The organism is Enterobacter sp. SA197, from assembly GCF_054131575.1.
Map to the genome: position 1 here is coordinate 4,830,949 of NZ_CP096393.1, position 18,021 is coordinate 4,848,969.

At 56.2% G+C, this 18,021-nt stretch carries 18 protein-coding genes; 11 read left to right on the forward strand and 7 right to left on the reverse strand.

Features of this window, described 5'->3' with window-relative positions:
• Positions 1-30: 30 nt before the first annotated feature.
• Entirely contained in the window at positions 31-504 is a 474-nt protein-coding gene (locus M1D91_RS22655) for a 4Fe-4S dicluster domain-containing protein (protein WP_437434103.1), read from the reverse strand.
• 120 nt (positions 505-624) lie between these two features.
• Positions 625-1,440, reverse strand: a complete 816-nt coding sequence (gene yiaJ / locus M1D91_RS22660) for an IclR family transcriptional regulator YiaJ (RefSeq protein WP_437434104.1) — start codon at positions 1,438-1,440, stop codon at positions 625-627.
• A gap of 368 nt (positions 1,441-1,808) precedes the next feature.
• Between yiaJ and yiaK the strand changes: the two genes are divergently transcribed.
• From yiaK to trmL, 9 genes are all read left to right on the forward strand, one after another.
• Positions 1,809-2,807: a 3-dehydro-L-gulonate 2-dehydrogenase gene (gene yiaK / locus M1D91_RS22665; protein WP_437434105.1), complete on the forward strand. Its 999-nt coding sequence runs from the start codon at positions 1,809-1,811 to the stop codon at positions 2,805-2,807.
• A gap of 11 nt (positions 2,808-2,818) precedes the next feature.
• Complete coding sequence (locus M1D91_RS22670; RefSeq protein ID WP_437434106.1) at positions 2,819-3,286, forward strand: YhcH/YjgK/YiaL family protein; 468 nt, start codon at positions 2,819-2,821, stop codon at positions 3,284-3,286.
• A 34-nt stretch (positions 3,287-3,320) separates the two neighbouring features.
• Complete coding sequence (locus M1D91_RS22675; protein ID WP_437434107.1) at positions 3,321-4,256, forward strand: DUF4862 family protein; 936 nt, start codon at positions 3,321-3,323, stop codon at positions 4,254-4,256.
• Positions 4,257-4,309: 53 nt separating this feature from the next.
• Positions 4,310-5,629, forward strand: a complete 1,320-nt coding sequence (locus tag M1D91_RS22680; protein ID WP_437434108.1) for an MFS transporter — start codon at positions 4,310-4,312, stop codon at positions 5,627-5,629.
• 167 nt (positions 5,630-5,796) lie between these two features.
• Entirely contained in the window at positions 5,797-7,302 is a 1,506-nt protein-coding gene (locus tag M1D91_RS22685; protein WP_437434109.1) for an FGGY-family carbohydrate kinase, read from the forward strand.
• Complete coding sequence (gene ulaD / locus M1D91_RS22690; RefSeq protein ID WP_437434110.1) at positions 7,299-7,952, forward strand: 3-keto-L-gulonate-6-phosphate decarboxylase UlaD; 654 nt, start codon at positions 7,299-7,301, stop codon at positions 7,950-7,952. Before M1D91_RS22685 ends, ulaD begins: the two co-directional genes overlap by 4 nt.
• Positions 7,953-7,954: 2 nt before the next feature.
• Positions 7,955-8,815 (forward strand): L-ribulose-5-phosphate 3-epimerase, encoded by an 861-nt coding sequence (locus M1D91_RS22695; RefSeq protein ID WP_437434111.1) that lies wholly within the window; start codon positions 7,955-7,957, stop codon positions 8,813-8,815.
• On the forward strand, positions 8,809-9,504 hold the full coding sequence (araD, locus tag M1D91_RS22700; RefSeq protein WP_437434112.1) for an L-ribulose-5-phosphate 4-epimerase: 696 nt from the start codon (positions 8,809-8,811) through the stop codon (positions 9,502-9,504). Before M1D91_RS22695 ends, araD begins: the two co-directional genes overlap by 7 nt.
• Before the next feature lie 1,626 nt (positions 9,505-11,130).
• Positions 11,131-11,604, forward strand: coding sequence for a tRNA (uridine(34)/cytosine(34)/5-carboxymethylaminomethyluridine(34)-2'-O)-methyltransferase TrmL (gene trmL, locus M1D91_RS22705; protein WP_437433258.1), 474 nt, complete (start codon positions 11,131-11,133; stop codon positions 11,602-11,604).
• 84 nt (positions 11,605-11,688) lie between these two features.
• Here trmL and cysE read toward each other — a convergent pair whose 3' ends face one another.
• The 5 genes from cysE to M1D91_RS22730 form a co-directional block, all read right to left on the reverse strand.
• A complete protein-coding gene (cysE, locus tag M1D91_RS22710) occupies positions 11,689-12,510 on the reverse strand; it encodes a serine O-acetyltransferase (RefSeq protein ID WP_437433259.1) in 822 nt (273 codons plus the stop codon).
• Positions 12,511-12,675: 165 nt separating this feature from the next.
• Complete coding sequence (gene gpsA, locus M1D91_RS22715; RefSeq protein WP_437433260.1) at positions 12,676-13,695, reverse strand: NAD(P)H-dependent glycerol-3-phosphate dehydrogenase; 1,020 nt, start codon at positions 13,693-13,695, stop codon at positions 12,676-12,678.
• Positions 13,695-14,162: a protein-export chaperone SecB gene (secB, locus tag M1D91_RS22720; RefSeq protein WP_437433261.1), complete on the reverse strand. Its 468-nt coding sequence runs from the start codon at positions 14,160-14,162 to the stop codon at positions 13,695-13,697. The genes gpsA and secB overlap by 1 nt, the downstream gene beginning before the upstream one ends.
• 90 nt (positions 14,163-14,252) lie before the next feature.
• Positions 14,253-14,504, reverse strand: a complete 252-nt coding sequence (gene grxC, locus M1D91_RS22725; protein ID WP_437433262.1) for a glutaredoxin 3 — start codon at positions 14,502-14,504, stop codon at positions 14,253-14,255.
• A gap of 17 nt (positions 14,505-14,521) precedes the next feature.
• A complete protein-coding gene (locus tag M1D91_RS22730) occupies positions 14,522-14,953 on the reverse strand; it encodes a rhodanese-like domain-containing protein (RefSeq protein ID WP_437433263.1) in 432 nt (143 codons plus the stop codon).
• A gap of 245 nt (positions 14,954-15,198) precedes the next feature.
• On the opposite strand from M1D91_RS22730, the gene gpmM reads away from it, so the two are divergent.
• The gene (gene gpmM / locus M1D91_RS22735; protein ID WP_437433264.1) at positions 15,199-16,746 is read left to right on the forward strand and encodes a 2,3-bisphosphoglycerate-independent phosphoglycerate mutase; all 1,548 of its coding nucleotides are present in this window, start codon (positions 15,199-15,201) and stop codon (positions 16,744-16,746) included.
• A 9-nt stretch (positions 16,747-16,755) separates the two neighbouring features.
• Positions 16,756-18,021, forward strand: coding sequence for a murein hydrolase activator EnvC (gene envC, locus M1D91_RS22740; RefSeq protein WP_437433265.1), 1,266 nt, complete (start codon positions 16,756-16,758; stop codon positions 18,019-18,021).

Below are 18,021 nucleotides of genomic sequence, written 5' to 3' on the forward strand. Positions count from 1 at the left end.
CCATGAGAAGCGGAGCTACCGGCCTACTGGTTACGCTCGCGGTATGTTGAGACGGGTTTGTCGCAGTGTGACAGGATCTATACATTGCAGCGCCAGGGTCGGGCAGGCTTCCACACACGCGGGTCCCGCTTCGCGGTGCAGACAGAGGTCGCATTTCAGCGCCTGCACCTGTGACTGCCGGAGGGTGACCTCCATCGCGCCAAACGGGCAGGCAAGCATACAGCTTTTACAGCCAATACAGCGAGATTGTTCGACGTAAACCGCCCCGTTCACCCGTCCGATCGCCCCCACCGGGCAGACACTGGCACAAGGGGCATCTTCACAATGATGGCAGGTCACGGCGGTCGTAAATGATCCGCTCTTTACCACCCGGATGCGGGCGCTGAACGTTGCCGGCGAGAGGGCGGCGCAGTCCTGGTTTTCCTGATGCGACACCACGCAGGCGACTTCGCAGGTTCGGCAGCCTATGCATTTGGCCGGATCCGCCATAATAAAACGGTTCATTTTTCACTCCGCCAGACGATGATTGCCGCCAGCGTGCCAGAAAATCAAACGCCCTCGCTTTGATCCTGGCAGGGGTTGTAGCCAGTTAGGTCATCTGCCTGAGCCTATCTGGCTTTATGCCTATACGCGCAACGTAAATCCCAGCTCGTTGGAGATAGCCTCTGCGGTTTCACGCAGCGGCTTAAGCAGGTTTTTCTCACCTATCTGTTTCAGACGTGAGGTAGAGAGAGAAATAGAGATGGCATAGGGCACCCGGTGGTGAATATCAAACACCGGTACGGCAATACACGAGACGCCAAGCTCATTCTCTTCACGGTCCATCGCCATGCTGCTTTCACGGATCTGCGCCAGTTCGTCGTACATCGCTGGCAGTCCGGTGATGGTATTGCGCGTTAGCGGCTGGATCTGCTCCTGATGCGTCTCCCAGTACGCTTTTACATACTCAGGCTGACCAAAGGCCATGTAAATCTTGCCCATCGCTGAGCAGTAGAGCGGCATATGCTGACCAATGTAGGCGCGGGTACGTAACATGCCGGTGGTCGGCTCCAGCTTGTAAATCAGAATGGCATGATCGTCTTCGCGGCTGGAAAAGTTGATGGTTTCACCGGTGGCGAGGTTCAGGGCTTCCAGATGCGGTGCCGCCACATGGATGATATTCAGCGATGTCAGGGCCTTCTGCCCGACAGCAATGAATTTGGTTGTTAAACGGTAGCTCCCGGCTGCAGGCGCAGGGGTGACGTAGCCACAGGATTGCAGCCCTTGCAGCAATCGGTGCACGGTACTTTTATTCAGCCCGGCAAGTTCTGACAGATGCGCCAGCGGACAGCCGTTCGGGTAATTGCTCAATATCTCAATCAACATCAGGCCGCGAAACAAGCTCTGACTTCCTGCCGGCCGCTCTTTTTCCTGCGTGGTGTCACTCTCTTTTGTGTTCATCGCTTCCGCTCCCCATTTGTGGCGACCTGATGGTAGCGCAAAGTGTGTTTCACTTCACGATCTGAACAGAAATTTTGTAATTCATTGATTTTATTGTCTTTCAAAAATACAGGCGCCAATTGCATTGTGAAAATTTGATCGTTATATTTGAAATCAAGTTTCGCATAGTGAAATTTAAAGCGTTTTCATTGTTCAGTCCGACACCAGGGAAAACGCGTTTACCGTCTCACTGCACCTCCTGTTTTCCAGGAGGGGATAAAAAAATTACCCAAAAACGCACCGCGCCTGTCGGCGCGTTTTTGCAACTCCGCACAATTTAGTGGAATGACATTCCACTATGTAAAACTATAATGTTAGGGAGAGAGCGTATGCTGTTGAGTTTTTCGGATCTTAAAAATGAATTTACCCGCGTCCTGCTGGCACGGGGCGTGGCGGCGAAAACCGCTGACGCCTGTGCAGAAATGTTTGCCCGCACTACCGAGTCAGGGGTCTATTCACATGGCGTAAACCGTTTCCCGCGCTTTATCCAGCAGCTGGAAAATGGCGACATCATCCCCGATGCGCAGCCTGAACGTATTACCTCGCTGGGCGCTATCGAACAGTGGGATGCGCAGCGCTCCATCGGCAACCTGACTGCCAAAAAAATGATGGATCGCGCCATTGAACTGGCATCCGACCACGGAATTGGCCTGGTCGCCGTGCGTAACGCCAACCACTGGATGCGTGGCGGTAGCTACGGCTGGCAGGCGGCGGAAAAAGGCTATATCGGTATCTGCTGGACCAACTCCATTGCCGTGATGCCACCCTGGGGGGCGAAAGAGTGCCGTATCGGGACTAACCCACTTATCGTCGCCATTCCGTCCACGCCCATCACCATGGTGGACATGTCCATGTCGATGTTCTCCTACGGCATGCTGGAAGTGAATCGTCTGGCAGGCCGCCAGTTACCGGTGGACGGTGGCTTTGACGACGAAGGTAATCTCACCAAAGACCCGGCGCCGATTGAGAAAAACCGCCGCATCCTGCCGATGGGCTACTGGAAAGGTTCCGGCCTCTCTATTGTGCTGGATATGATCGCCACGCTGCTTTCTGACGGCTCATCCGTTGCCGCCGTGACCGAGGACAACAGCGACGAGTTTAATATTTCGCAGGTCTTTATTGCCATAGAAGTGGACAAACTGATCGACGGTGCCACACGCGATGCCAAGCTGCAGCGCATCATGGATTACATCACTACTGCTGAACGTGCCGACGAAAACGTACCTGTTCGTCTGCCGGGTCATGAGTTTACCCGCCTGCTGGAAGAGAACCGTCGCAACGGGATCACTGTAGACGACAGCGTCTGGGCAAAAATTAAGGCGCTGTAAGGAGTAGCATCATGATTTATGGTCATATTTCTCAACCCAACGCCTGCCGGTATCCGGCAGCGATTGAAAAAGCGCTGGATTTTCTGCGCACCACAGACTTCAGCAAACTGGAGCCTGGCGTGGTTGAAATCGAAGGTCGCACGATTTACGCGCAGATCCTCGATTTAACTACCCGCCCGCATGATGAACTGCGCCCGGAAGTGCACCGCCGCTATCTGGATATACAGTTTTTATATTCCGGTGAAGAACAGATTGGTGTCGCCATTGATACCGGAAATAATGTGGTGAGCGAAGAATTACTGGATCAGCGGGATATTATTTTCTATCAAGACAGTGAAAATGAATCTTTAATAGAAATGATACCGGGAAGCTACGCCATATTTTTCCCGCAGGATGTGCACCGCCCGGCATGTAATAAAAATCGGCAAACCGCCATCAGAAAAATAGTGGTTAAGGTGGCAGTCTCTGCACTAAATTAATCCGATTGCTGTACCGTTACCGATGGAGTGAATAATGGAAAATAATAACGCCGGTTATATTGTCGGCGCATACCCTTGTGCGCCTTCATTTCACCAAAAGAGCGAAAAAGAAGAGACGGAATTCTGGCGTCTGCTCGCGGACACACCCCATATTCGCGGGCTGGAACAACCGTGCCACGAGCACTTTCACCCCTATGGCGATGAGTGGTTGTTCCAGCACACGCCGCAGGAGTGGGAAGTGGTCGTCACCGCCATCCCGGAGACCATGCGTCGGCGTGGCGGCGGCAATGGCGCGTTCGGTCTGGCCTCCAGTGATGAAGAACAGCGCAGGGCATGCGTCGAATTCCATCGTCATTTACTGAACAAAATCAACGCGGTAAACAGGCGTTTTGCGGGCAAGGTTATCAGCCTTGAACTGCAGGCGGCTCCGCTGGCTGGCAATGCGAACGTGGCGCAGGCGACCGATGCGTTTGCCCGTTCCATCAAAGAGATTGCTGGCTGGGACTGGTCATGCTCACTCGTACTGGAACATTGTGATTCCATGAACCAACCTGCGCCACGCAAGGGTTTTCTGCCACTGGAAAACGTGCTGGAGACGCTCGCGGGTTACAACATTGATATCTGCATCAACTGGGCGCGCTCAGCGATTGAAGGGCGTAACACCACCCTGCCACTGACCCACACTCAGGCAGTGAAAGCCGCAGGAAAACTGGGGGCGCTAATGTTCTCCGGCACCGCTACCGACGGCCCCTACGGCGAATGGACTGACCTGCACACACCATTTGCCCCTTTCTGCCCGGAAAGCCTGCTCACGGTAGAAAGTGCTAAAGAATTATTTAATGTGGCTGACTCAGCAAAACTACAGTTTGCCGGTATTAAGTTGCTGGAAATTGATGCTAATGCTGATGCGAATCATCGCATAGCCATATTACGCGATGGCATTAACGCGTTAAACAAAGCCAGACAATAAATATAAAGCGTCACTTTAATCGCAAGGCCAGTTACTTTTAACGAGAGATTAATATGAACACTTCCTCTTACACTACATCTGCGGATATTCCGCGCCAGCGCTGGTTAAGAATTATTCCTCCTATTCTTATCGCCTGCATTATTTCTTATATGGACCGCGTGAATATCGCCTTTGCCATGCCTGGCGGTATGGATCAGGAGTTAGGTATTACTGCGACCATGGCAGGTCTGGCGGGTGGTATTTTCTTCCTCGGTTACCTTTTCTTGCAGGTGCCGGGCGGCAAAATTGCCGTCCACGGCAGCGGTAAAAAATTCATCGGCTGGTCGCTCGTCGCCTGGGCTGTGATCTCCGTCCTCACCGGGCTTGTCACTAACCACTACCAGCTTCTGGCGCTGCGCTTCCTGCTCGGTGTCGCAGAAGGGGGCATGTTACCCGTGGTGCTCACCATGATCAGTAACTGGTTCCCGGATGCTGAACGTGGCCGTGCGAACGCGATTGTTATCATGTTCGTGCCGATTGCCGGCATCATCACCGCCCCGCTGTCCGGCTGGATCATCACCGCTCTCGACTGGCGCTGGCTGTTCATCATCGAAGGCCTGCTCTCCCTCGTCGTACTGGTGTTGTGGATGCTGACCATCTATGACCGTCCGCAGGAGGCCCGCTGGATTTCTGACGCAGAGAAGAATTACCTCGTAGAAACCCTCGCCGCCGAACAGCGTGCCATCGCGGGTAAAACCGTGGTGAATGCCTCGCTCGGCGCCGTGCTCTCTGACCGCACCATGTGGCAGCTCATCGCCCTGAACTTCTTCTACCAGACCGGAATTTATGGCTACACCCTGTGGCTGCCGACCATCCTGAAAGAACTGACTCACACCAGTATGGGCCAGGTCGGGATGCTCGCTATTCTGCCGTATGTCGGTGCGATTGCCGGGATGTTCCTCTTCTCTTCCCTGTCTGACCGCACAGGAAAACGCAAGCTGTTCGTCTCTCTGCCGCTGATTGGCTTTGCGACCTGCATGTTCCTCTCCGTGGTGCTCAAAGAGAGCGTCTGGCTCTCCTATACCGCACTGGTCGGTTGCGGCTTCTTCCTGCAATCCGCTGCGGGTGTGTTCTGGACCATTCCTGCTCGTCTGTTCAGTGCCGAAATGGCCGGCGGCGCACGCGGGGTGATTAACGCCCTGGGTAACCTTGGCGGCTTTTGCGGTCCTTATGCGGTGGGCGTGCTGATTACCCTCTACAGCAAAGATGCGGGCGTTTACTGCCTGGCGATTTCTCTTGCGATTGCCGCGCTGATGGCGCTGCTGCTGCCGTCCAGGTGTGATGCCGCTGCGTCGTCTGCGGGTGCCGTAAATGTCACCAAACGAGCGGCCTGATGCCCTCACCCCGACCCTCTCCCACCAGGAGAGGGGGCAAACAAGGTGTGGCCTGATGTTCTCACCCCGACCCTCTTCCACCGGGAGAGGGGGGCAAACAAGGTGTGGCCTGATGTCTTCACCCCTGCCCCCTCCTTTATGGGAGAGGGCAACACCAGGAAAAAAAGATGAGTGAAAAAGAGACCTTCTGGCTGGGTATCGATTGTGGCGGTACTTATCTGAAAGCAGGCCTGTACAATAGCCAGGGCAAAGAATTCGCTATTGAACGCCAGCCCGTTCGCACCCTTAGCCCGCAGCCCGGCTGGGCGGAACGTGACATGACGGCACTGTGGCAGCACTGTGCGGCGACCATTGCCCGGCTTCTGCAACGCAGCGGCGTGCGTGGCGAGCAAATTAAAGGCGTGGGTATTTCTGCTCAAGGCAAGGGACTGTTTTTGCTGGACAAAAACGACAAACCCTTGGGTACCGCCATCCTCTCTTCTGACCGCCGGGCGATGGAGATCGTCAAACGCTGGCAGCAGGACGGCATCCCACAAAAACTCTACCCGTTAACGCGTCAGACCTTATGGACCGGGCACCCCGCCTCGCTGCTGCGCTGGGTGAAAGAGAATGAGCCGCAGCGTTACGCACAGATTGGCTGCGTGATGATGGGCCACGACTATCTGCGCTGGTGCCTAACCGGCGTGAAGGGGTGCGAAGAGAGCAACATCTCTGAGTCCAACCTCTACCATATGACCACCGGGCAGTACGATCCCTGCCTGACACAGTGGCTGGGCATCAGCGAAACAGACGCTGCGCTGCCGCCCATTGTGGGTTCATCCCAAATCAGCGGTGAAATCACCTCTCAGGCAGCCGCCATGACCGGTCTTGCGGCGGGAACTCCCGTCGTGGGCGGTCTGTTTGATGTGGTTTCTACCGCGCTCTGCGCCGGACTGGATGACGAGCACACCCTCAACGCCGTCATGGGAACCTGGGCGGTCACCAGCGGCATCGCTGACGGACTGCGTGATAACGAACCTCACCCCTTTGTCTACGGTCGCTACGTCAACGACGGGCAATACATCGTGCACGAGGCCAGCCCCACCTCTTCCGGCAACCTCGAATGGCTGACCGCGCAGTGGGGCGACATCAGCTTTGACGACATCAATCAGCTTGTCGACGACCTGCCGAAAGGCACCAGCGAGGTCTTCTTCCTGCCGTTCCTGTATGGCAGCAACGCCGGGCTGGAGATGACCAGCGGCTTTTATGGCATGCAGGCGCTGCATACCCGCGCACACTTGCTACAGGCGGTCTACGAAGGGGTGGTGTTCAGCCACATGACGCACCTCAGCCGCATGCGTGAGCGATTTACCGATGTGCGTGCCCTGCGCGTCACCGGCGGTCCGGCACATTCGCGCGTCTGGATGCAGATGCTGGCAGACGTTAGCGGTCTGCCTGTTGAACTGCCGCAGGTGGAGGAGACCGGCTGCTTTGGCGCGGCCATTGCCGCTCTCGTCGGCACCGGTGTTTACGCCAGCTTCACCGATGCCCAGCAGACCCTCAATTATGAAATGCACACCCTGACACCGGACATAAATGCCCACGCGGCCTACCAGCGCAAATATCACCGCTACCAGATTTTAATTGAAGCACTTCAGGGCTATCAGGCCCGTATTAAGGAGCACTCTTTATGAGCCGACCATTATTGCAGCTGGCGCTCGATCACACCGACCTTGCCGCTGCACAGCGCGACGTGACCTTGTTACAGGACCATGTAGACATTGTGGAAGCAGGCACCATTCTCTGCCTCAGCGAAGGGCTGAATGCTGTGCGCGCCCTGCGCGCCCAGTGCCCGGAAAAAATCATTGTCGCCGACTGGAAAGTGGCCGACGCGGGTGAAACCCTGGCTCATCAGGCGCTGGGTGCGGGTGCCAACTGGATGACCATTATCTGTGCTGCCCCGCTTGCCACCATTGAAAAAGGCCATGCTGTTGCCGCTGCACGCGGCGGTGAAATTCAGATTGAGCTCTTTGGTAACTGGACCTTTGACGATGCCCGCGCCTGGTACAGCACCGGTGTGCGGCAGGCAATCTATCATCGTGGCCGTGATGCCCAGGCCAGCGGCCAGCAGTGGAGTGACGCGGACCTGACCCGGATGAAAGCACTGTCGGATATCGGCCTTGAGCTGTCCGTCACCGGCGGTATTACCCCCGCCGACCTGCCGCTGTTTAAAGAGATCAACGTGAAAGCTTTTATTGCCGGACGCGCCCTGTCGGGTGCCACGAATCCGCAGCAGGTGGCTGAAGCGTTCCACACGCGCATTCGCGACATCTGGGGAGCCTGATCATGCGTAACCACCCATTAGGTATTTATGAAAAAGCGTTACCGAAAGCGCTCTCCTGGCCGGAACGTCTGGTTCTGGCTAAAAGCTGCGGATTCGACTTCGTGGAAATGTCCGTCGACGAAACCGACGAACGCCTCGCACGACTTGAATGGACCACCGCCCAGCGCGCCTCGTTAGTGGAAGCGATGCTGGAGACCAATGTGTCGATTCCGTCGATGTGCCTTTCCGCACACCGCCGTTTCCCGTTCGGCAGCCGCGATGAAGCCGTGCGCGAACGTGCGCGAGACATCATGACCAAAGCTATCAAGCTGGCGCGGGATTTGGGTATTCGCACCATCCAGCTTGCCGGATATGACGTGTATTACGAAGAGCATGATGCGGGCACCCAGCAGCGCTTTACCGAAGGGCTGGCGTGGGCGGTGGAACAGGCCGCAGGCGCGCAGGTGATGCTGGCGGTGGAGATCATGGACACCGCGTTTATGAACTCCATCACCAAGTGGAAAAAGTGGGACGAGATGCTCGCCTCGCCGTGGTTCACCGTCTATCCGGACGTGGGTAACCTCAGTGCCTGGGGCAACGACGTTCCGGCAGAGCTGGCGCTCGGCATCGACCGTATCGCGGCCATCCATCTGAAAGACACTCAGCCAGTCACCGACACCAGTCCCGGCCAGTTCCGTGATGTGCCGTTCGGCGAAGGGTGCGTGGATTTCGTCAACGTCTTCAGCACGTTACAGGATCTTAATTATCGCGGCGCATTTCTGATTGAAATGTGGACCGAAAAAGCCAAAGAGCCGGTACTGGAGATAATCCAGGCCCGTCGCTGGATTGAAGCCCGTATGCAGGAAGGAGGATTCGCATGTTAGAACAACTGAAAGCCGAGGTACTGGCGGCAAACCTGGCGCTGCCCGCTCACGGTCTGGTCACCTTCACCTGGGGTAACGTTAGTGCGGTCGATGAGACCCGCAAACTGATGGTGATTAAACCGTCAGGCGTGGAGTACAACGTGATGAAAGCCGAGGATATGGTGGTGGTGGATATTGCCAGCGGCAAGGTGGTGGAGGGTAACAAGAAGCCCTCTTCCGATACGCCGACGCACCTGGCGCTCTATCGCCGTTTCCCGGAGATTGGCGGTATTGTCCACACCCACTCTCGTCACGCCACTATCTGGTCGCAGGCGGGTCTGGATTTGCCCGCCTGGGGCACAACGCATGCGGATTACTTCTATGGCACCATCCCGTGCACGCGGTTGATGACCGCTGAGGAGATCAACGGTGAGTATGAGTACGAAACCGGAGAAGTGATCATTAAGACTTTTGAAGCGCGCGACCTGAACCCGATGCAGGTGCCTGCGGTGCTGGTGCACTCCCACGGCCCGTTTGCCTGGGGGAAAGATGCCCATGACGCGGTACACAACGCAGTGGTGCTGGAAGAGTGTGCCTTTATGGGCCTGTTCTCTCGCCAGTTGGTGCCGCAGTTGCCCGCCATGCAGTCAGAGTTACTGGATAAACACTACCTGCGTAAGCACGGGGCGAACGCGTATTACGGGCAGTAGTCCTCTGCGGTCTGATGCCCTCACCCCGCCCTCTCCCACAGGGAGAGGGAGAACACCAGCCCACCCCAGCGAGCTCTCCTCGCCCCTTCGGGGGGCAGGGTGAGGGGGAAAATTCCGCACGGGTGCCAAAGGGGGCTGTTACAGATAGTGGAACAGTCCCATGCAGGCTACGTGGAATGGTTCCGTTCACCGTAAGTTCATTTTTCTCTGAAGCCACCGCACCCGTGAACGTGCAAGGGAGGCTCGCCGCCGCCTCCCTTGCAACCCGGGCTCCCGGCGAGGAAAATCGCCGCAGCGCGGTCCGTTCGTCTTATGCCGCCGTGCTGTCGGGTCGGGGACCAGCCTGCATCCCTGCAGGCTATCCCCTCCGCCCGCGTCCCTGCGGGCGGTCCCGGCCCGTCGTCAACGCCTCACCGATTTTCAGCCGGACCGCAACCCCCTCGCTGTACGCCAGGAGCTACAGATAAAAAGTCTTTGCTGTTAAAAGCCAAAAACCGGGCGGTGGGTCAGGTGTGGCGGGTCCGTCTGAAAAGTACCGACGCGTTTTCGCGGGGCCGCCCCCCCCGCTGCACGCCACTGCGTTTCAACAGACACCGCATCGCTTTAATGACTTACAGACAGTGAAAATGGTCAGGTGTGGGGAGTCCGGCTGGAAACTGCCGACGCGTTTTCGCAGGGCCGGGGCGACGCGCAGGGAGGCGCGGCGAGGGCGCGCGTTGCAGGGACGCTGCATCGCGCCCGGTCCCGGTAAGCCCGGAGAAATAAGCGGAGGGTCACCGCGAAGCGGCAGTTTTCGTGCCGGGAGCCGGGATTGTTAAGGGCGTGGCGGAGAACGCCCTTAACACGTTCACGGGGGAGGGTGCTGCATGGGAGTGCGGCATATGAGGTGAACGGAACGATTCCACCTGAGGTAAGCGGAACCCTTAGGGCCAGTCACCCACAGTCCCCTCACCCCGGCCCTCTCCCCAAAGGGGCGAGGGGGAAAAGCGTGCCCGGTTTTGCACGTAAGGTGAACGGAACCGTTCCACCAGGGGTAAGCGGAACCCTTCGGGCCAGTCACCCACCGCCCCCTCACCCCGACCCTCTCCCCAAAGGGCCGAGGGGGAAAAGCGTGCCCGGTTTTGCACGTGAGGTGAACGGAACCGTTCCACCAGGGGTAAGCGGAACCCTTCGGGCCAGTCACCCACCGCCCCCTCACCCCGACCCTCTCCCCAAAGGGGCGAGGGGGAAAGACGTGCCCGGTTTTGCATGCGAGGTGAACGGAACGATTCCACCGAAGGTAAGCGGAACCCTTAGGGCCAGTCATCCACCGCCCCCTCACCCCGACCCTCTTCCCAAAGGGGCGAGGAGGAAAAGCGTGCCCGGTTTAGCACATGAGGTGAACGGAACCGTTCCACCAGGGGTAAGCGGAACCGCTCTTTTAAAAGCTGAAACCGTTCCCCAGCCCACTCCTCCCCTCACCCGGCCCTCTTCTCAAAGAGGCGAGGGAGAAAAGCGCGCCCGGTTTTACATGTGAGGTAAACGGAACGCTGCGGTCTGGTCTTTCCCCCCTCTCCCTGAGGGAGAGGGTCGGGGTGAGGGTCAGGGAAATTTCTGCTATGCTCCCCCCGCTATTAAGGGGGCTGCATGCTTAACATCGTCTTATTCGAACCAGAAATTCCACCCAATACCGGCAATATCATTCGCTTATGCGCGAATACCGGTTTTCGTTTGCACATTATCGAACCGATGGGTTTTACGTGGGACGATAAGCGCCTGCGTCGTGCCGGCCTCGATTATCATGAATTCACCGCCGTGAAGCGCCATCATGATTACGCGACTTTTGCTGAGTCTGAAAAGCCAGAGCGGCTGTTTGCTCTTACCACCAAAGGCACGCCCGCGCACAGCGCCGTGAGCTATCAGGACGGGGATTTTCTCATGTTTGGCCCGGAAACCCGTGGACTGCCCGCCACTATCCTGGACGCGCTACCGCCGGAGCAGAAGATTCGTATTCCGATGATGCCGGACAGCCGCAGTATGAACCTCTCTAACGCGGTGTCGGTGGTGGTATATGAAGCCTGGCGCCAGTTGGGATACCCTGGCGCGGTACTCAGAAGCTAACCGTTACTATCGGGCCTTATCGGCGCAGCCAGGTTAAACACGGACTGCGCGCAGGCCCGAAACGGCAAGTGCGATAGCCCGAACTCAGATCCCGTCGCCGTATTCGAACCCGTGATTGATGCCATTGAAATGCTGATCCATATCCATCGCGGGTTTGTCTGACTCTGGCTTACCAACGATGCGGGCCGGTACGCCTGCAGCGGTAGTGTGCGGCGGCACGGGTTGCAATACCACGGAGCCTGCGCCAATTTTTGCACCACGCCCGACTTCGATATTGCCGAGGATTTTTGCCCCTGCGCCAATCATTACGCCTTCACGTATTTTCGGGTGACGGTCGCCGCTGGTTTTACCGGTACCGCCGAGCGTGACGGATTGCAGAATCGATACGTCATCTTCAATCACCGCTGTTTCACCCACCACGATACCCGTTGCGTGGTCGAGCATGATGCCGCGGCCAATTTTCGCCGCCGGATGGATATCCACCTGAAAGGTTACCGATACCTGATTTTGCAGGAAAATTGCCAGTGCGCGACGGCCTTCGTTCCATAGCCAGTGGCCGATACGGTAGGACTGAAGCGCATGGAAGCCTTTAAGGTAGAGCAGCGGTGTGGAGTATTTGTCCACTGCCGGGTCACGGGTGCGCACGGCCTGAATATCGCAGGCGGCGGAGGCTATCATCTCCGGGTCTGCCGCATAGGCTTCCTCCACCACTTCACGAATAGCGATGGCAGGCATAATCGGTGACGACAGCTTATTCGCCAGCATATAGCTCAGCGCGCTGCCCAGATTTTCATGCTTGAGTAAGGTTGCGTGGTAAAAACTGGCCAGCATTGGCTCACAGTCCGCCAGCGCCCGGGCTTCGGCTTTAATATTGTTCCAGACCAGATCCAGTTCTTCACACGGCATTGCTTACTCCAGACGTAATAAATTCAGCCAGTTTTACTGACTGCGGACTAAACACAATATCATTCATGCTGCGTCGCGGCGGGTAACCCCAGGCGCTTACATCAGTAAGTGACCGGGGTGACAGCCGAAGCCAATAAAGAGACAGCGTGAAGGATAACGTGGAGGCTAATGACTGCTGCGCTCGTCTTTACGCGCGCGACCTAATAGCGTTAATGCTGCCTCGCGCGCATTTTTTCCGCAATACAATACCTGATAAATTTCCTCAGTTATTGGCATTTCGACGCCAAACCGGTGCGCCAGCGCGCGCACTTCTTTGGTATTGCGGTAGCCTTCAACCACCTGACCAATCTGGTCCTGAGCGGTCTGTACATCGGAGCCCTGGCCCAACGCCATACCGAAACGACGGTTACGCGACTGGTTGTCGGTGCAGGTCAGCACTAAATCGCCCAGCCCCGCCATACCCATAAAGGTGGCAGGATCGGCACCCAGGGCTTCACCGAGGCGAGACATTTCCGTCAGCCCACGGGTGATAAGCGCGGTACGGGCGTTAGCACCAAAGCCGATGCCGTCTGACATTCCCGCACCAATGGCAATCACGTTTTTAACCGCGCCGCCAAGCTGTACGCCGATAAAATCCGGGTTGCTGTACACACGAAAGCTTTTGCCACAATGCAGAAGCTGCTGGAGATCGTCTGCAAAAACCGGGTCAGTAGAGGCAAGGGAAATTGCCGTGGGTAACCCGGCGGCCAGCTCTTTAGCGAAGGTTGGCCCGGAAATCACCGCCAGCGGGATAGCATCACCCAGTACATCGCGCGCGACATCCTGAAGCAGGCGACCCGTTTCCGCTTCCAGTCCTTTCGTGGCCCACACAATACGCGCGTCACTGCGCATCAACGGCTTAATTTGTTGCAGCACGACGCCAAATACATGGCTGGGTACCACTACTAAAATATTGCGGCTGGCGGCGAGAGCGGAAGCGAGATCGCTTTCCAGCGCAAGCGTGTCGGGAAAAGGCACATCAGGCAGGAAGGCGACATTGCAGCGATCGTGCTGCAAAGTCGCGATGTGTTTCGGGTCATGGCCCCACAGAATAACCGGGTGGCCATTTCTTGCCAGGGTAATGGCAAGAGCGGTGCCGTAAGAGCCGGCACCGATAACAGTCATTTCAGCATTGCGTGCGTTCATCAGGCATCCTGATGTTGTTCGGCACCTTCGCCAGCCTGCTGCTGCAGATAGTTCATAAACAGCGCATCAAAGTTGACCGGCGCAAGGTTCAGTTGCGGGAACGTACCGCGAGAGACCAGGCTGGTAATGCACTCGCGCGCGTACGGGAACAGAATGTTCGGGCAGTACGCACCCAGGCAGTGAGCCATCTGATTACCATCGATGCCTTCGATGGAGAAGATGCCGCCCTGCTGAACTTCACACAGGAACGCGTTTTCTTCACCCAGTGCAGCGGTAACGGTCACACGCAGTACCACTTCATAAACGCCTTCAGCCAACTGCGTGGACGCGGTGTCCAGGTCCAGTTTTACTTCCGGCTGCCAGTCTTTCTGAAACACGTGTGGTGCATTCGGTGCTTCGAAAGAGATATCTTTAGTGTAGATGCGTTGAATCTGGAAAGTCATTTCCGTGTTGTTTTGTTCAGACATTCTAAAAACCCTTGAGTGTTGTCCTTAAATACGCTTTTTTCAGGCTGCCACCGATTAACGCCCGGCACAACCTGCCTTTTTGCGTATGCATTAACGCAAGAGGGGATCAAGCCCACCACGCGCGTCCAGCGCATACAAATCATCACAGCCGCCAATGTGCTGCGCATCGATGAAAATCTGGGGTACCGTCGTACGGCCGCTACGTTTAATCATCTCTTCGCGTTTTACCGCGTCACCATCAATCGGCAATTCCTCGAAGGAGACGCCTTTGCTGCCGAGCAGCGCTTTTGCGCGATGGCAGAACGGGCACGTTGCTTTGGTGTAGATCTCAATATTGGCCATGACTGTTCCTCTGAATGTTACTTACCACGCACCAGCGGGAGGTTCTCACCACTCCAGCCAGCCACGCCTTCTTTCAGCACATACACCTGTTCGAAACCCGCTTTGATCAGGGCATTTGCTGGCTCCTGAGCCTGCATACCGGAACCATCGACGACGATAACCGGTTTGCTTTTGTGTTTCTCAAGCTCACCTACATTATTGGCCTTGATATCGTTTGGCAGCAAATTCACTGAACCGGCGATATGTCCTTTGCGGAAATCGTCACGCTGACGCAGGTCCACAATAACGGCATCTTCTTTGTTAATCAGACGGGTGGCTTCACCGCGGGTGATCACTTTCACTTTTGACGCAAAACCCTTGAACGTGGTGAACAGCACGGCCCCGAGTAACGCAATCCAGGCGAGACAAAGAACGGGGTGGCGACTAACAAACTGCATAATTTCTTGCATGGGGGGTAACAGCTCCCGAATCAGTGATTAAAAACCAGGAAAGGAGTATACCTGCGCGGTGTAGCAAATACAGCCAGCGAGCGTGTCGGATTGCATTTTCTGCGGACTGTTATCAAAAAAAATCCCCAGGACGGCTTAATCCTTGCCCTGCGCTGTCGTTTTCTTTGATCTTCTGCGGCTATTTGATCGATTCAGCTGTAGTAAAATTACGCAAATTTTTTTGTCTTTGAGCATGAGGTCCCGCAATGTCGTTTTCTAAAAAACCTATGGTACTGGTGATTCTGGATGGCTATGGCTACCGCGAAGACCAGCAGGATAATGCTATTTTCAGTGCTAAAACCCCGGTCATGGATGCGCTCTGGGCCACTCGCCCGCATACGCTGATTGATGCTTCCGGTCTGGAAGTCGGTCTGCCGGACCGTCAGATGGGTAACTCTGAAGTGGGCCACGTAAACCTGGGTGCAGGCCGCATTGTCTATCAGGATCTGACCCGTTTGGATGTTGAAATTAAAGAACGTACTTTCTTCAGCAATCCGGTACTCAGCGGAGCGGTAGATAAGGCTGTGGCTGCGGGCAAAGCCGTGCACATTATGGGTCTGCTCTCTGCAGGTGGCGTACATAGCCATGAAGACCACATTATGGCGATGGTTGAGCTGGCCGCCGAACGCGGCGCGGAAAATATCTACCTGCATGCCTTCCTCGACGGTCGTGATACCCCGCCTCGTAGCGCTGAATCTTCATTAAAACGCTTTGAAGATAAGTTCGCTGAACTCGGTAAAGGCCGCGTGGCTTCTGTTATTGGCCGTTACTACGCAATGGATCGTGACAACCGTTGGGATCGTGTAGAGCAAGCCTATGATTTGCTGACGCTGGCAAAAGGCGAATTCACTACCGCCACCGCCGTGGAAGGTCTGCAAAACGCCTATGCCCGTGACGAAAACGATGAATTTGTAAAAGCCACCGTGATTCGTGCCGAAGGTCAGGCCGATGCCGCAATGAAAGATGGCGACACTCTGATTTTCATGAACTTCCGTGCTGACCGTGCGCGTGAAATTACCCGTGCGTTTGTCAACGCAGACTTCGACGGCTTTGCCCGTAAAAAAGTGGTTAAACTGGGCGAGTTCGTGATGCTCAGCGAATATGCCGCTGATATTAAAGCCGCCTGCGCTTATCCGCCCTCTTCCCTTGCCAACACGTTCGGCGAATGGATGGCGAAAAATGACAAAACGCAGCTGCGTATTTCCGAAACGGAAAAATATGCGCATGTGACTTTCTTCTTCAACGGCGGTGTGGAAGCCTCTTTCCCTGGTGAAGACCGCATTCTGATCAACTCACCGAAAGTGGCGACCTATGATCTGCAACCGGAAATGAGCTCTGCCGAACTGACTGAGAAACTGGTTGGCGCAATCACCGGTGGTAAATATGACACCATCATCTGTAACTACCCGAACGGCGATATGGTGGGCCATACCGGCGTAATGGATGCGGCAATCAAAGCAGTTGAAGCCCTGGATCACTGCGTTGAGCAGGTGGCGAAAGCCGTTGAATCGGTTGGCGGCCAGCTGCTTATCACCGCTGACCACGGTAACGCCGAGCAGATGCGCGACCCGGCGACGGGTCAGGCGCATACGGCTCATACCAACCTGCCGGTCCCGCTGATTTACGTTGGTGGTCAGTCGGTAAAAGCGATAGAAGGCGGCAAACTGTCCGACATCGCCCCGACCATGCTGACCCTGATGGGCATGGAAATCCCGCAAGAGATGACTGGTAAGCCGCTGTTCATCGTGGAATAATCGCTCCCCATGAGGGGAAAGGCGATTTATTCAATCACATGGGGTGCAGTTCGGCCTCTGATTTACGCCAGCGCATTAAGCGCTGGCGTATTGTTGTGCGCTCTTCCTGCCCACGCGGATGACCGCGATCAGTTAAAATCCATTCAGGCAGATATTGCTGCCAAAGAGCGCGCCGTGCGCCAGCAGCAGCAGCAACGTACGGCGCTGCTCGCGCAGCTCAAACAGCAGGAAGTGGCTATTTCTGCGGCCGCCCGTGAACTACGAGAAACCGAAAACTCCCTCGCTCAGCTTAATAAGCAAATTGATGCCATGAATGCCTCCATCGCGAAGCTGGAGAAGCAGAAAGCCGCGCAGGAGCGTAATCTTGCCGCTCAGCTGGATGCCGCTTTTCGTCAGGGTGAGCATACCGGCATTCAGTTGATTCTGAGCGGGGAAGAGAGCCAGCGCGGGCAGCGTTTACAGGCCTATTTCGGCTATCTGAACCAGTCGCGGCAGGAGACCATCGGGCAACTGAAACAGACCCGCGAAGAGGTCGCCACGCAGAAAGCCGAGCTGGAAGAGAAACAGACGCAACAGCAAACGCTGCTGTATGAGCAGAAAGCCCAACAGGCAAAGCTTGAACAGGCGCGTAACGAACGTAAGAAAACCCTTTCTGGCCTTGAATCCTCTATTCAGGCAGGTCAACAGCAGTTGGGTGAGCTTCGTGCTAACGAATCTCGTCTGCGTGACCGTCTCGCCCGTGCAGAAGCGGCGGCCAAAGCCCGCGCTGACCGGGAAGCCCGTGAAGCGCAGGCCGTGCGCCAAAAACAGCAGGATGCTTCGCGGAAAGGCTCCACCTACAGACCGACAGAAAATGAACGTTCACTGATGTCCCGCACCGGCGGGCTTGGCTCGCCATCCGGCCAGGCCTTCTGGCCAGTGCGTGGTCCACTTCTCCACCGATATGGCGAACAGCTGCAAGGTGAGCTACGTTGGAAGGGGATTGTTATCGGTGCGTCTGAAGGCAGCGAAGTCAAAGCCGTTGCTGATGGACGCGTGATCCTTGCCGACTGGCTACAAGGTTATGGTCTTGTGGTGGTCGTTGAGCACGGGAAAGGGGACATGAGCCTCTACGGTTACAACCAGAGTGCGCTGGTCAGCGTTGGCACTCAGGTTCGTGCCGGTCAACCGATAGCCCTCGTCGGGAGCAGTGGTGGTCAGGGCCGACCTTCACTCTATTTCGAAATTCGCCGCCAGGGTCAGGCGGTCAATCCACAACCGTGGTTGGGAAGATAA

Excerpts from the sequence above, each read along its gene's own strand:
- M1D91_RS22655 (WP_437434103.1), bottom strand. The coding sequence starts at position 504 with ATGAACCGTTTTATTATGGCGGATCCGGCCAAATGCATAGGCTGCCGA.
- yiaJ (WP_437434104.1), bottom strand. The coding sequence starts at position 1,440 with ATGAACACAAAAGAGAGTGACACCACGCAGGAAAAAGAGCGGCCGGCA.
- yiaK (WP_437434105.1), top strand. The coding sequence starts at position 1,809 with ATGCTGTTGAGTTTTTCGGATCTTAAAAATGAATTTACCCGCGTCCTG.
- M1D91_RS22670 (WP_437434106.1), top strand. The coding sequence starts at position 2,819 with ATGATTTATGGTCATATTTCTCAACCCAACGCCTGCCGGTATCCGGCA.
- M1D91_RS22675 (WP_437434107.1), top strand. The coding sequence starts at position 3,321 with ATGGAAAATAATAACGCCGGTTATATTGTCGGCGCATACCCTTGTGCG.
- M1D91_RS22680 (WP_437434108.1), top strand. The coding sequence starts at position 4,310 with ATGAACACTTCCTCTTACACTACATCTGCGGATATTCCGCGCCAGCGC.
- M1D91_RS22685 (WP_437434109.1), top strand. The coding sequence starts at position 5,797 with ATGAGTGAAAAAGAGACCTTCTGGCTGGGTATCGATTGTGGCGGTACT.
- ulaD (WP_437434110.1), top strand. The coding sequence starts at position 7,299 with ATGAGCCGACCATTATTGCAGCTGGCGCTCGATCACACCGACCTTGCC.
- M1D91_RS22695 (WP_437434111.1), top strand. The coding sequence starts at position 7,955 with ATGCGTAACCACCCATTAGGTATTTATGAAAAAGCGTTACCGAAAGCG.
- araD (WP_437434112.1), top strand. The coding sequence starts at position 8,809 with ATGTTAGAACAACTGAAAGCCGAGGTACTGGCGGCAAACCTGGCGCTG.
- trmL (WP_437433258.1), top strand. The coding sequence starts at position 11,131 with ATGCTTAACATCGTCTTATTCGAACCAGAAATTCCACCCAATACCGGC.
- cysE (WP_437433259.1), bottom strand. The coding sequence starts at position 12,510 with ATGCCGTGTGAAGAACTGGATCTGGTCTGGAACAATATTAAAGCCGAA.
- gpsA (WP_437433260.1), bottom strand. The coding sequence starts at position 13,695 with ATGAACGCACGCAATGCTGAAATGACTGTTATCGGTGCCGGCTCTTAC.
- secB (WP_437433261.1), bottom strand. The coding sequence starts at position 14,162 with ATGTCTGAACAAAACAACACGGAAATGACTTTCCAGATTCAACGCATC.
- grxC (WP_437433262.1), bottom strand. The coding sequence starts at position 14,504 with ATGGCCAATATTGAGATCTACACCAAAGCAACGTGCCCGTTCTGCCAT.
- M1D91_RS22730 (WP_437433263.1), bottom strand. The coding sequence starts at position 14,953 with ATGCAAGAAATTATGCAGTTTGTTAGTCGCCACCCCGTTCTTTGTCTC.
- gpmM (WP_437433264.1), top strand. The coding sequence starts at position 15,199 with ATGTCGTTTTCTAAAAAACCTATGGTACTGGTGATTCTGGATGGCTAT.
- envC (WP_437433265.1), top strand. The coding sequence starts at position 16,756 with ATGAGGGGAAAGGCGATTTATTCAATCACATGGGGTGCAGTTCGGCCT.